Annotated in this window: 10 protein-coding genes; 6 read left to right on the plus strand and 4 right to left on the minus strand. The window is 72.4% G+C overall.

The annotated features are described in order from the left end of the window. Positions 1-67 precede the first annotated feature (67 nt). From acs to PZ894_RS08565, 3 genes are all read right to left on the minus strand, one after another. Positions 68-2044: an acetate--CoA ligase gene (gene acs / locus PZ894_RS08555; RefSeq protein ID WP_275744081.1), complete on the minus strand. Its 1977-nt coding sequence runs from the start codon at positions 2042-2044 to the stop codon at positions 68-70. A 101-nt stretch (positions 2045-2145) separates the two neighbouring features. Then, on the minus strand, positions 2146-3750 hold the full coding sequence (locus PZ894_RS08560) for a cation acetate symporter (RefSeq protein ID WP_275744082.1): 1605 nt from the start codon (positions 3748-3750) through the stop codon (positions 2146-2148). Continuing rightward, a complete protein-coding gene (locus PZ894_RS08565) occupies positions 3747-4109 on the minus strand; it encodes a DUF485 domain-containing protein (protein WP_275744083.1) in 363 nt (120 codons plus the stop codon). Before PZ894_RS08565 ends, PZ894_RS08560 begins: the two co-directional genes overlap by 4 nt. Positions 4110-4380: 271 nt before the next feature. Here PZ894_RS08565 and PZ894_RS08570 point away from each other — a divergent pair, with 271 nt between their 5' ends. From PZ894_RS08570 to PZ894_RS08595, 6 genes are all read left to right on the plus strand, one after another. Further along, the gene (locus PZ894_RS08570; protein WP_275744084.1) at positions 4381-5784 is read left to right on the plus strand and encodes an MFS transporter; all 1404 of its coding nucleotides are present in this window, start codon (positions 4381-4383) and stop codon (positions 5782-5784) included. Beyond that, positions 5785-7794, plus strand: coding sequence for a molybdopterin oxidoreductase family protein (locus PZ894_RS08575; protein ID WP_275744085.1), 2010 nt, complete (start codon positions 5785-5787; stop codon positions 7792-7794). It abuts the gene before it with no gap. Beyond that, a complete protein-coding gene (locus tag PZ894_RS08580; protein ID WP_275744086.1) occupies positions 7791-9137 on the plus strand; it encodes an FAD-dependent oxidoreductase in 1347 nt (448 codons plus the stop codon). The genes PZ894_RS08575 and PZ894_RS08580 overlap by 4 nt, the downstream gene beginning before the upstream one ends. 67 nt (positions 9138-9204) lie before the next feature. Then, positions 9205-11700, plus strand: coding sequence for a nitrite reductase large subunit NirB (nirB, locus tag PZ894_RS08585; RefSeq protein ID WP_275744087.1), 2496 nt, complete (start codon positions 9205-9207; stop codon positions 11698-11700). A 71-nt stretch (positions 11701-11771) separates the two neighbouring features. Beyond that, a complete protein-coding gene (gene nirD / locus PZ894_RS08590) occupies positions 11772-12101 on the plus strand; it encodes a nitrite reductase small subunit NirD (RefSeq protein ID WP_275744088.1) in 330 nt (109 codons plus the stop codon). Beyond that, entirely contained in the window at positions 12098-13222 is a 1125-nt protein-coding gene (locus tag PZ894_RS08595; protein WP_275744089.1) for a uroporphyrinogen-III synthase, read from the plus strand. Before nirD ends, PZ894_RS08595 begins: the two co-directional genes overlap by 4 nt. 115 nt (positions 13223-13337) lie before the next feature. On the opposite strand, the gene PZ894_RS08600 is transcribed toward PZ894_RS08595, so the two are convergent. Beyond that, a complete protein-coding gene (locus PZ894_RS08600; RefSeq protein ID WP_275744090.1) occupies positions 13338-13988 on the minus strand; it encodes a histidine phosphatase family protein in 651 nt (216 codons plus the stop codon). Positions 13989-13992 lie beyond the last annotated feature (4 nt).

A 13992-nucleotide genomic window follows, 5' to 3' on the forward strand; every position in this document is an offset into this window, starting at 1 on the left:
CTTCCCGGCGCACCGCCACCACCCTAGACGCTGACCCGCCCGAAAGTTTCGGGCGGGTCAGCGGGGGTCAGTCCTCGGACCTGCCGGAGTCGATGCCCTGCGAGATCAGGTCCATCACCGAGGAGTCGGCGAGGGTGGTCACGTCGCCGACCTCGCGGTGCTCGGCGACGTCGCGGAGCAGGCGGCGCATGATCTTGCCGGAGCGGGTCTTGGGCAGCTCGGGGACGATCATGATCTGCCGCGGGGTCGCGATCGGGCCGATCTCCTTGCGGACGTGCCCGCGCAGCTCCTTGACGATGTCGTCGCCCCCGTCACCAGCGTCCTCGCGAAGGATCACGAACGCGCAGACGGCCTGACCGGTGTCCTCGTCCTTGGCGCCGACGACCGCGGCCTCGGCCACCTTCGGGTGCGAGACCAGGGCGGACTCGATCTCGGTGGTGGAGAGCCGGTGGCCGGAGACGTTCATGACGTCGTCGACCCGGCCGAGCACCCAGATGTCGCCGTCGTCGTCCTTCTTCGCGCCGTCGCCGGCGAAGTAGTAGCCCTGCTCGGCGAAGCGCGCCCAGTAGGTGTCCTTGAACCGTTCGTCGTCGCCCCAGATGGTGCGCAGCATCGCCGGCCACGGCTCGGTGAGCACCAGGTAGCCGCCCGACCCGTCGGGCACCGGCTCGCCGGCCTCGTCGACGACCTCGGCGGCGACGCCGGGGATCGGGGTCATCGCCGAGCCCGGCTTGCCGTGGGTGACGCCGGGCAGGGGGCTGATCATGATCATGCCGGTCTCGGTCTGCCACCAGGTGTCGACGACCGGCGTGCGGTCGCCGCCGATGACGTGGCGGTACCAGACGTAGGCCTCCGGGTTGATCGGCTCGCCCACCGACCCGAGGATCCGCAGCGAGGACATGTCGTGCCTGTCCGGGATCTCGGCACCCTGCTTCATGAACGAGCGGATCGCGGTCGGGGCGGTGTAGAAGATCGTGACCCCGTAGTCCTGGATGATCTTCCACCAGCGGCCGCGCTCGGGGCTGTCGGGCACGCCCTCGTACATCACCTGGGTCACGCCGTTCGCGAGCGGCCCGTAGACCAGGTAGGAGTGGCCGGTCACCCAGCCGATGTCGGCCGAGCACCAGTAGACGTCGGTCTCGGGCTTGAGGTCGAAGACCGCCCAGTGCGTGTACGCCGAGCCCACGAGGTAGCCGCCCGTCGTGTGCAGGATGCCCTTCGGCTTGCCGGTCGTGCCGGAGGTGTACATGACGTAGAGCGGGTGCTCGGCGTCGAACGCCTCGGGGGTGTGGTCGGCCGAGGCGCCGTCGACCACGTCGTGCCACCACACGTCGACCGCGTCGTCCCAGCCCCCCTCGCCGAGGTCCTGGCCGGTACGGCGCACGACGAGCACCTTCTCGACGACGTCCGTCTTGGTGCGCGCCTCGTCGACCGCGGGCTTCAGCGCCGAGGGGTTGCCGCGCCGGTAGCCGCCGTCGGAGGTGATCACGACCTTGGCCTGGCAGTCCTCGAGCCGGGAGGCCAGGGCGTCGGCCGAGAAGCCGCCGAAGACCACCGTGTGCGGGGCGCCGATGCGCGCGCAGGCGAGCATGGCGACCACGGCCTCCGGGATCATCGGCAGGTAGATCGCCACTCGGTCGCCCGCCCCGACGCCCAACGAGAGGAGGGCGTTGGCGGCCCGGCACACCTCGTCCTGCAGCTCGGCGTAGGTGATGTCGCGCTTGTCGTCCACCGGCTCGCCCACCCAGTGCAGCGCGACCTTGTCGCCGCGGCCTGCCTCGACGTGCCGGTCGACGCAGTTGTACGCCGCGTTGAGCTTGCCGCCGACGTACCACTTCGCGAACGGCGGGTCGTCCCAGTCCAGGACGCGGTCCCACTTCTGCGACCAGTCCAGGCGCTCGGCCTGCTCGGCCCAGAACGCCTCGCGGTCCTGCCGGGCCCGGTCGTAGGCCTCGGACTTGAGGTTCGCGTGCTCGGCGATCTCGGCCGGCGGCTCGAACCGACGGTCTTCCTTGAGGAGGTTGGACAGCGTCTCTTCGCTCACGGTCTCTCCTGGGCTCGGTCGTCACAAGTAGGGGTACCCGCCACATTAGGACGTGGCGGGTACCGGTGGGTGAGTGGCCAGTGTGCGCGGGTGCGCGCGGCTCAGTGCTGGACGGCCTGCTCCGCGCCGGCACCGGTCAGCGCGCGCACCTCCAGCTCGGTGTAGCGCTCGGCCGTGTCCGGCTCGCGCGAGGTGACCGTGCCGAGCCAGCCGAGCAGGAAGCCGGCGGGGATCGAGATGATGCCGGGGTTGCTCAGCGGGAACCACTGCCAGTCGTGGTCGGGAAACATCGCCGTCGGCGTCCCGGAGACGACCGGCGAGAAGAACACCAGGCCGACGCAGATGATCAGGCCGCCGTAGATCGCCCACACGGCGCCGCGGGTGTTGAAGCGGCGCCAGAAGAGGTTGTAGATCAGCGACGGCAGGTTCGCCGATGCGGCGACCGCGAACGCGAGCGCGACCAGGAACGCGATGTTCAGCGACTGCGCCGGGATCGCCAGTGCGATCGCCACGCCACCGATGACGAACGCCGCGATCTTGGCGACCCGCACCTCGTCACGCTCGGAGGCCGCGCCGCGCTTGAACACGGTCGCGTAGAGGTCGTGCGCCACCGACGACGCGGAGGTGAGCGTCAGTCCCGCCACCACCGCGAGGATCGTCGCGAACGCCACCGCCCCGATCAGCGCCAGCAGGATCGACCCTCCGGTCGACCCGGCTCCGCCGCCGACCTCCTCGGCCAGCAACGGCGAGGCCAGGTTGCCGGCGGAGGTCGCGACCTTGCTCTCCGGGCCGGTGTCGAGCAGCGCGGCGGCACCGAACCCGAGCGCCAGCGTCATCAGGTAGAACGCGCCGATCAGGCCGATCGCCCACAGCACCGACTGGCGGGCGTGCCGGGCGGTCGGCACCGTGTAGAAGCGGATCAGGATGTGGGGGAGGCCGGCGGTGCCGAGGACGAGAGCCAGGCCGAGGCTGAGGAAGTCGATCTTCGACGTCGTGTCGACGCCGTACCTCAGGCCGGGCTGGAGGAACGCGTCGCCCTTGCCCGTGTTGGCCGCGGCGGACCCCAGCAGGTCGGAGATGTTGAAGTTGAACTCGGCCAGCACGAGGATCGTGATCAGGATCGTGCCGCCCATCAGCAGCACCGCCTTGACGATCTGGACCCACGTGGTGCCCTTCATGCCGCCGACGGTCACGTAGAAGATCATCAGCAGGCCGACGACCGCGATCGTCAGGTTCTTCGCGGCGTCCGAGCTCGCGCCGAGCAGGAGTGCGACCAGCGCGCCGGCGCCGACCATCTGGGCGAGCAGGTAGAAGATCGACACCACGACCGTCGACGTGGCGGCGGCGGTGCGCACGGGACGCTGCTTCATCCGGTAGGCGAGCTGGTCGGCCATCGTGTAGCGGCCGGAGTTGCGCAGCAGCTCCGCGACGAGCAGCAGCGCGACCAGCCAGGCGACCAGGAAGCCGATCGAGTAGAGGAAGCCGTCGTAGCCGTAGAGCGCGATCGCTCCCGAGATGCCGAGGAACGACGCGGCGGACATGTAATCGCCCGAGATCGCCATGCCGTTCTGGAAGCCGCTGAACGACCGGCCGCCCGCGTAGTAGTCGGCCGCGCCCCGGGTCTGCCGGCTGGCCCAGAACGTGATGCCGATCGTGATGGCGACGACGATGAGGAAGAGGATCGCGGTGAGGGTGTCCGAGCTCATCGGGCAGCACCCCCGATCGAGTCGTTGTAGCGCTTCTCGATGTCGCGCGCGATCGGGTCGACGTTGCGGTTCATGTACCGCGCGTACAGCCAGGCGATGGCGAAGGTCGTCGCGAACTGGAGCAGCCCGAAGACGAGCGCGACGTTGACGTTGCCGACCACCTCGGTGCTCATGAAGTCGGTGGCCCAGTTGCTCATGACGACGTAGAGGAGGTACCAGGCCAGGAAGGCGACGGTCGCCGGGAAGACGAAGCCGCGGAAGAGCGCGCGCAGCCGCGCGAACTCGGGCAGGGCGTGCAGGTCGTCGTACACCGGGTCGTGTCGACGAGCGTGGTCATGGGAAACGGCGGGCTCGGTCACGGGGGCACCCTTCTCGGGGGAATGGTGTGATCGCCGTCACGATGCCCGCGCGCGTCGGCGTGCGGCACGGGTGCGAGCCGGATCCGCGCCGAACGGGGCGGTCGAAACGACGAGCGGTCGGTCTCGCGGGACGAGCGGTTTCCCGCCGTACGCCGTCCGGTGGGACGCCCACCTCGACCGCCGGGTGTCCCGTGAGGCCGTGAGGACAAGTTGACGTCCCCGGCACGGCGCCCGGCGCCCGGCGAAATCTGCGCCGCCGAGCGTGGTCGCCATGACCCGCCGCACCCGACACTGGATCGACGACTGGCGGCCGGAGGACCCGGAGTTCTGGGCGAACGGCGGCCGCCAGGTGGCTCGCCGCAACCTGGTCTGGTCGATCTTCGCCGAGCACCTCGGCTTCTCGGTCTGGCTGATCTGGAGCGTGAGCTCGGCGTTCCTGCTGCAGACGGGCTTCGAGTTCACCGCGCAGCAGCTCTTCCTGCTCGTCGCCGTGCCCAACCTGGTCGGTTCGCTGCTGCGGCTGCCCTACACCTTCGCGGTGCCGAGGTTCGGCGGCCGCAACTGGACGATGGTGAGCGCCGGCCTGCTGCTGGTGCCGACCCTGCTCTTCGCGGTCGCCGTGCAGAACCCGGGCACGCCGTACTGGGTCTTCTGCCTGATCGCCGCGACCGCGGGCTTCGGGGGCGGCAACTTCGCCAGCTCGATGGCGAACATCAACTTCTTCTACCCGGCGCACCGCAAGGGCACGGCGCTCGGCCTCAACGCCGCGGGCGGCAACCTCGGGGTCGCGATCATCCAGCTGCTGCTGCCGGTCCTCGTCGGCGGTGCCGGGATCTTCGGCCTGGTCCGGGCGTCGGACGGCGGGGTCCACCTGCAGACGGCGGGCTTCGTGTACGCCGGGCTGGCGGTGGTCGCGACGATCGCGGCGTACCTCTGGATGGACAACCTGACCTCGGCGACCTCGAAGCCGCGCGAGCAGCTCGCGGTGGTGCGCAAGCCGCACACGTGGACCATGGCGTTCCTCTACATCGGCACGTTCGGGTCCTTCATCGGCTACTCGGCCGCGATGCCGCTGCTGATCGAGCTCAACTTCTCCGGCATCGTCTTCGCCTACTACGCGTTCCTGGGTGCCGCGGTCGGCTCGCTGACACGTCCCTTCGGTGGCTGGCTCGCCGACCGGTACGGCGGCGCGCGGGTCACCCTCGCGGCGTTCGTCGGTCTGGCCGCCTGCACGCTCGGCCTGCTCTGGACCCTGGGCCGGATGTCGGCGGGCTCCGACAACCGGGAGTCGTTCCCGTGGTTCCTCGGGTTCTTCCTGCTGATCTTCGCCTCCACCGGCATCGGCAACGGCTCGACGTACAAGATGATCCCGGCGATCTGGCGCCGCGAGGCCGAGGCCGCCACCGAGGCGGGTACGCCGGAGCGGGCGGCCGCGCTGTCCGCCGCGACCAGGCAGTCCTCGGCGGCGCTCGGCGTCATCGGCGCGGTCGGTGCGCTGGGCGGGTTCCTGATCCCGCTCGCGTTCAGCTCGCCGTGGGTCGGCGACCCGCTGTCGGCGACCCGGGGCGCGTTCGTGGTGTTCGCGTGCTTCTACGTGGTCTGCGCGCTGGTGACCGTCGCCGTCTACCTCCGCGCGCCCGCGAAGGCCACGAAGCCGGCGATGGCCGGGGTCTGAATGAAGACGCACTGCCCCTACTGCTCGCTCCAGTGCGGGATGGTCCTCGAGGGCCGGCGCACGCTCGAGGTGCAGCCGTGGCCGGAGTTCCCGGTCAACGAGGGAGCCCTGTGCCGCAAGGGCTGGACGGCCACCGGCCTGCGCGGGCACCGCGAGCGGCTGACCACGCCGCTGGTGCGCGACCGGACGACCGGCGAGCTGCGGGCGGCGGGGTGGGACGAGGCGCTCGACCTCGTGGCGGGCCGGCTGCGCGACCTGCGCGCGTCGTACGGCGCGGACGCCGTTGCGGTCTTCGGGGGTGGCGGCCTGACCAACGAGAAGGCCTACCAGCTCGGCAAGCTCGCCCGGGTCGCGCTCGGCACCTCGCAGGTCGACTACAACGGCCGCTGGTGCATGTCGTCGGCGGCGTCGGCAGCCAACCGGGCGTTCGGGATCGACCGTGGGCTGCCGTTCCCTCTCGCCGACGTCGAGCAGACCGACGTGCTGGTGCTGGTCGGGTCGAACCTCGCCGAGACCATGCCCCCGGCCGCCCGGCACCTCGACCGGCTGCGGGCGCGTGGTGGCCACGTCGTCGTGATCGACCCGCGGCGCACGCCGACCGCCGAACGCGCCGACACGTTCCTCCAGCCGGTGCCGGGCACCGACCTCGCCCTGGCGCTGGGGCTGCTGCACCTGCTCGACGCGGCGGGTGCGGTCGCCGAGGAGTACGTCGCGGCGCGCACCGTCGGCTGGGCCGACGTCCGGCGCGTGGTCGCGACATGGTGGCCGGAGCGGGTCGAGCGGGTCACGGGCGTCGAAGCCGCTCAGCTGCGCCGGCTGGCCGCGCTCTTGGCCGCCTCGGAGCGGGTCACGATCCTCACCGCCCGCGGCGCCGAGCAGCACGCGCAGGGCACCGACACGGTGCTCGCCTGGATCGACGTCGCGCTGGCCCTCGGCATGCCGGGTAGGCCGTACGCCGGCTACGGCTGTCTCACAGGCCAGGGCAACGGCCAGGGCGGTCGCGAGCACGGGCAGAAGGCCGACCAGCTCCCCGGCTACCGGATGATCGACGACCCCGCCGCTCGGGCGCACGTCGCCGGCGTGTGGGGCGTCGACCCGTCTTCGCTGCCGGGCGCCGGGCGGTCGGCGTACGAGCTGCTCGACGCGCTCGGCACCAGCAGCGGCCCGAAGGCGCTGCTGGTCTTCGGCTCCAACATCGTCGTCTCCGCGCCCAACGCCTCGCACGTCGCGTCGCGCCTCGGTGACCTCGACCTGCTCGTCGTCGCCGACCTCGTGATGAGCGAGACCGCCGCGCTGGCCGACGTCGTGCTGCCGATCACCCAGTGGGCCGAGGAGACCGGCACGATGACGAACCTCGAGGGACGGGTGATCCTGCGCCAGCAGGCGGTCGCGCCGCCGTCCGGGGTGCGCAGCGACCTCGACGTGATCGCCGGCCTGGCCGCGCGCCTGGGCCACGACTTCGCGACCGACCCGGAGGAGGTCTTCGCCGAGCTCGGCCGGGCCTCCGCCGGCGGGCGTGCCGACTACTCCGAGATCACCTACGCCCGGATCCGCGACGAGCACGGTGTCTTCTGGGGCTCGCCGCGGATGTTCGACGGCGCCTTCGCGCATCCCGACGGCCGGGCGCGGTTCGTGGCGGTCGAGCACCGTGGCGCGGCCGAGCCGGTCGACGCGGCGTACCCGGTGCACCTGACGACGGGCCGCGTGCTCGCGCAGTACCAGTCCGGCGCGCAGACCCGCCGGATCGGCGACCTCCCCGACGCCGGCCCGTACGTCGAGCTGCACCCGATACTGGCGCGACGGATCGGTGCGGCCGACGGGCGGCCCGTCGTCGTGCGCACCCGGCGCGGGGAGCTGAAGGCGCCGGCGCGGGTGGTCGACACCATCCGGCCGGACACGGTGTTCGTGCCCTTCCACTGGGTCGGCGCCAACCGGCTCACCAACGACGCCCTCGACCCGTCCAGCGGGATGCCGGAGTTCAAGGCCTGCGCCTGCGCGGTGACCGCATGAGCCGGGTCGTCATCGTCGGCGCCGGCATGGCCGCCGCCCGCCTGGCCGAGGGGCTCCCGGACCACGACGTGACGCTGCTCGGCGACGAGCCGCACGCGCCGTACAACCGGATCCTGCTGTCGGCGGTGCTCGAGGGCACCCACGACCCGCAGGCTCTGGCGATGCGAGTGCCGGACGGCGTGGACCTGCGCGTCGGCACGCGGGTCGTCGAGATCCACCGCGCGGAGCGCGAGGTCGAGCTCGCCGACCGCAGCCGGGTCCCGTACGACCGGCTGGTGCTCGCGACCGGCAGCACCCCGACGTTGCCGCCGATCCGCGGGCTGGTGCGCGTCGACGGGCGGCTGGACGAACGCGTGCACGCGTTCCGCACGCTCGCCGACTGCGAGCGGCTCGACGCCGCGGTGCCGACGGCCCGGCGGGCGGTGGTCGTCGGCGGTGGCCTGCTCGGCCTCCAGGTCGCGCGGGCGCTGAGCGTCCGCGGCGTGGTGACCGAGGTCGTCGAGGGTGGCGAGCACCTGCTCCGCGGCCAGGTCGACGCGAAGGCCGGCGCGATCCTGGCGCGCGACCTGGCGAGGCTCGGCACCGCTGTCTACACCGGCGCCCGCGCCACCCGACGGACCGACTCGGGGCTGGTCCTCGACAACGGGGTCGCGCTCGAGACCGACCTGGTCGTCCTCACGGCCGGCGGCCGCCCGTCGACGGCGCTCGCCCGCCGGGCCGGTCTCGACGTGCGCCGCGGAGTGGTGGTCGACCGCCACCTGCGCACCAGCGACCCGCACATCCACGCGATCGGCGACTGCGCCCAGCGCGGCGACCAGGTGACGGGCTTCGTCCCGCCCGCGTGGGAGCAGGCCGGGCTGCTGGCGCGCCACCTGGGCGGTGCGGAGGTGGCATACGCAGGCGCCCGCACCGTCGCCCGGCTGCGCGCCACCGGCCTCGACGTCGCCGTCCTCGGTGACCCCGAGCGCACCGACGGCGAGGTGGTCGAGATGTCCAACCCGGTCACCGGCAGCCACCGCAAGCTCGTCGTCCGCGACGGCGTCATCGTCGCCGCCACCCTCTTGGGCGATCTCTCCCGGATCGGGCTGATCACCCAGCACTACGACCGCGCGACCGTGCTGGGGCACGGGGAGGCCGGCGACCTGCTCGCGAACGAGCGGCCGGCCGCCCCCGTCGTGCTGCCCGACGAGGCCGAGGTCTGCGCCTGTGCCGGCGTCAGCGCCGGCCGGGTCCGCGCCTGCGCCTCGGTCGACGAGGCCCGGGACACCACCCGCGCCACCACCGGCTGCGGCGGTTGCACCAGCGCCGTCCGCGAGCTCGTCCTGGAAGGAGCCCCCGCATGAGCACCCCACGAAGTTCTTGGCCTCCCCCGCTTCGCTCCTCCGCCCAACAACTTCGCGAGGACCCCGCATGACCCACCTGAGGAAGAGGATCGTCGTCGTCGGTCACGGCATGGTCGGCCACCGCTTCGTGCAGGCCGCGATCGAGCGCGGCCTGACCGAGACGCACGACATCACGGTGCTCGCGGCGGAGGCGCGGCCGGCGTACGACCGGGTCGCGCTGACGTCGTACTTCGAGGTCGGCGCCAAGGCGCTGAGCCTCCTGCCGAAGGGCAGGTACGACGACCCGCGGGTCACCCTGCGCACCGGCTCCGAGGTCGTCGCGGTCTCCCCACGGCGGCGGATCGTCACGCTCAGCACCGGCGAGGACCTGCACTACGACGCGCTGGTGCTCGCGACGGGTGCCTACCCGTTCGTGCCGCCGGTGCCGGGCAAGGACCTCCCGGGAGTCTTCGTCTACCGCACCATCGAGGACCTCGAGGCGATCCGCAAGGCGGCCAGGCGGGCGCGGAGCGGCGCCGTCGTCGGCGGCGGCCTGCTCGGCCTCGAGGCCGCGAACGCCCTGCGCCGGCTGGGCCTCGAGACCCATGTGGTCGAGCTCGCGCCGCGGCTGATGGCGATCCAGGTCGACGCGGCCGGTGGCCGCACGCTGAGCCGTCACGTCGAGCGGCTCGGGCTCAGCGTGCACACCGGCGCCATGACCGAGGCGATCCTCGGCGCCCGCAAGGTCACGGGCATGGCGCTCAAGGACCGCAAGTCGCTCGACGTCGACCTGGTCGTCTTCTCCGCCGGCATCCGCCCGCAGGACTCGCTCGCCCGGGCCGCCGAGCTGGCGGTCGCCGAGCGCGGCGGGATCCTGGTCGACGAGCACTGCCGCACCAGCGACGAGCACATCTGGGCGATCGGCGAGTGCGCCGCGCCGGGCGGCGTGATGTACGGCCTGGTCGCCCCGGGGTACTCGATGGCCGAGGTCGTCGTCGACCGGCTCCTCGGCGGCGAGGGCAGCTTCGAGGGCGCCGACATGTCCACCAAGCTCAAGCTGCTCGGCGTCGACGTCGCCTCCTTCGGCGACGCGCACGGCACCACCGAGGGCGCGCTGGAGCTGACGTACGCCGACGACGTGACCGGCGTCTACAAGAAGCTGGTGATCTCCGAGGACGGCAGGCGTCTGCTCGGCGGCGTGCTCGTGGGCGACGCGTCGGCGTACGGCGTGCTGCGCCCGCTGGCCGCCTCCGGGCTGCCGCTCCCCGACAACCCGGAGGACCTCATCCTGCCGGCAGGTGGTGGCGGAGGGCTCACGCTGCCGACCGAGGCGCAGGTCTGCTCGTGCAACGACGTCACCAAGGGCGACATCATCGCGGCCGCCGAGGCGGGCGCCGTCACCCGCGCGGGCACGACGTGCGGCTCCTGCAAGGCACAGACCAGGAAGATCATCGAGGACCACTACGCCGGCCAGGGCCAGGTGGTCGACCGGAGCATCTGCGAGCACTTCCCGCTGACCCGGCAGGAGCTCTTCGACGTCGTGGCGGTCCACGGCTACCGCAGCTTCGACCGGATCGTCGAGGCGCACGGGACCGGCCGCGGTTGCGACATCTGCAAGCCGGCGATCGCCTCGATCCTCGCCTCGCAGCTGGGCGGGCACGTGCTCGCGGGCAGCACCCGCACCCTCCAGGACACCAACGACGCCTATCTCGCCAACATCCAGCGCAACGGCACCTACTCCGTCGTGCCGCGCATCCCCGGCGGCGAGATCACCCCCGAGGGGCTGATAGTCATCGGCGAGATAGCCCGCGACCACGGGCTCTACACGAAGATCACCGGCGGACAGCGCATCGACCTCCTCGGCGCCCGGATGGAGCAGTTGCCGGCCATCTGGCGACGGCTGGTCGACGCGGGCTTCGAGTCCGGGCACGCCTACGGCAAGGCACTGCGCACCGTGAAGTCCTGCGTCGGGTCGACGTGGTGCCGCTACGGCGTCCAGGACTCCGTGCAGCTCGCGATCGACCTGGAGCTGCGCTACCGCGGGCTGCGCTCGCCGCACAAGCTCAAGGGCGGGGTCAGCGGCTGCGCCCGGGAGTGCGCGGAGGCGCGGGCCAAGGACTTCGGCGTCATCGCCACCGAGAAGGGCTGGAACCTGTACGTCGGCGGCAACGGCGGCGCCACCCCGGCCCACGCCCGGCTGCTGGCCGGCGACCTCGACACCGCGACGCTGGTCCGCTACCTCGACCGGTTCCTCATGTACTACGTGCGCACGGCCGACCGGCTCCAGCGCACGGCGTCGTGGATCGACTCCCTCGACGGCGGGCTCGACCGGGTGCGGGAGGTCGTGGTCGACGACGTGCTCGGCCTCGGGACCGAGCTGGAGGAGGCGATGGCGCGGCACGTCGACGGCTACTTCGACGAGTGGCGGGCCACGATCGAGGATCCGGAGAAGCTCGCCCGGTTCGTCTCCTTCGTGAACGCGCCCGACGTACCGGATCCGGACATCAGCTTCCGCGAGGAGCGCGGGCAGATCGCCCCGGCCGTGTCCCTCGGACCCACGATCCCGGTGGGGGGAGCCCGGTGAACACCCCACGACGTTCTTCGCCTCCCCCGCTTCGCTCCTCCGGCGAACAACGCCGCGGGGACCCCGAGGACATGACCCCGGTCTGCCGCGTCGACCAGATCGAGGTCGAGGGCGGTGTCGCGGCGCTCGTCGACGGCGTGGCGGTCGCAATCTTCCGGACACACGACGGAAACGTCTATGCGATGTCCAACTACGACCCTTGCTCCAGGGCATCGGTGCTGGCGCGCGGCATCATCGGCACTCGCGGTGGCACGCCGTTCGTCGCCTCGCCGATGCACAAGCAGGCCTTCGACCTGCGCACCGGGCAGTGCCTCGACGACGCGGCCGTCCGGGTCCCGACCTACGATGTCCGGGTCGACGAGGGCGTGGTGCTCGTCGGTCCACGCTTGGAGAGTCCGTGAACCAGTCCCTTCCGTTGAGCGGCTTTCGCATCGGTGTGACGGCCGCGCGGAAGGCGGACGAGCAGGTCGCGCTGCTCGAGCGCCGCGGCGCCTCGGTGGCGTGGGCGCCGGCCCTGTCCCTGGACCCGAACCGGATCGACGACGAACGGCTGAGGGTGGCGACCGACGACGTGCTGACGCGGCCGGTCGACGTCTTCGTCGCCACGACCGGCATCGGGATGCGCTCCTGGTTCGACGCCGCCGAGCGGTGGGGCGTGCTGCCGGACCTGCTGACCGCCCTGGGGTCGGCGGACATCCTCGCCCGCGGGCCGAAGAGCGTGGGGGCCCTGCGGCGGCGCGGGCTGCGTGAGCTGTGGGCACCGGAGTCGGAGTGCTTCGAGGACGTGCTGGAGCACCTTCGCGGGCGGCCCCTCGAGGGGTGTCGGATCGTCGTGCAGGAGCACGGTCAGTCGCTGTCGATGGTCGCGCACGCGCTGCGCCGGCAGGGGGCCGACGTGACGACCGTGACGGTCTACCGGGTGGAGCCCGCCGGCGACCCGGAGCCGGTGTTCGAGCTCGTCGACCTGGTCTGCGACCGGGCGCTCGACGCGGTGACGTTCACCTCCGCTCCCGCGGTGGCGGCGCTGATGGAGGCGGCCGGGTCGACCGGGCGCCGCGACGAGCTGGTCGGGGCCTTCCAGGCCGATGTCGTCGCCTCGTGCGTCGGCCCGGTGACCGCGGCCGCCTTCGAGATGTGGGGCGTGCCGTCGATCCACCCCGCCCGCTCCCGGCTCGCCGCGATGGTCAAGCAGCTCGAGGTCGAGCTGCCGTCACGTCGTTCGGGCCTGGTGGTCGAGCTCGTCGGCGGCCACCAGCTGCTGCTCCACGGCGACGACGTGCTCCTCGACGGCAGCCCGGTGAGGCTCACGCCCGCACCCGCCGCGGTGCTCAACGCGCTCGTCGCCAACCCCGGCAACGTCGTCTCCCGTCCGGCGCTGCTGTCGATGCTGCCCTCCGGCACCGCCGGCTCCGAGCACGCCGTCGAGATGGCGGTCGCCCGCCTGCGCGCGGCCCTCGGCACCCGCGCCGTCCAGACGGTCGTCAAGCGGGGGTACCGGCTGGCGGTCGTGTCGCCGTCGTAGCGCTGTAACGGGGTGTTGTGGGGTCTGCTGACCCGTCATGACGGGGTGGAAGACCCCACAACACCCCGTTACATCCCTCCGCGCCGCCCGACCGCGCCGGCCCGGGCGGCCCCCCTCAGACCGGGTCGGGGTCGCCGGTCGGGTCGACGGCGCCGGCGTCGATCAGGTGCGGACCGCCGAGCGGGTCGCGCGACCATGCGGCGACCTTCCAGCCGCTGGTGGGCGATCCCTCCAGCACCACCGCTCCGGTGTTGAGCAGCCGCTCCTCGCGCGGACCGCCGTGCATCGAGGCGAAGGTGCGGATGGCGGCGCCGTGGCTGAAGGCGACCACCGTCGCGTCGTCGGGGTGCCTGCTGGTGAGGTCGCGGACGGCCGCGTTGTAGCGCCCGAGGAACGTGCGCCCGTTCTCGGCGCCCGGCATCGTGGCGTCCAGGTCGCCGCCGATCCAGGCGGCGACGGTGTCGGCGTAGGTGTCGATCGACTCCACCGAGGTGTGCATCTCCAGCGACCCGGCGCCGACCTCCTCCAGCCCCTCGCTGACGACGACGTCGAGGCCGCGTGCCGTGGCGAGCGGCGCGGCCGTCAGCTGGGTGCGGACCAGCGGCGACGCGTGGACGGCGGCGATCCGCTCGGTGGTGAGCACCGCCGGGAGGGCCGAGGCCTGGCGATGACCGAGCGGTGTGAGGGGCGCGCCGGGCCGGGCGGTGTCCAGCGCGCCCGCGACGTTGGACGGCGTCTCGCCGTGGCGGATCAGGATCAGGCGCACGTCG

The sequence above is a fragment of the Nocardioides sp. YIM 152315 genome (assembly GCF_029210375.1).
GTDB lineage: Bacteria > Actinomycetota > Actinomycetes > Propionibacteriales > Nocardioidaceae > Nocardioides.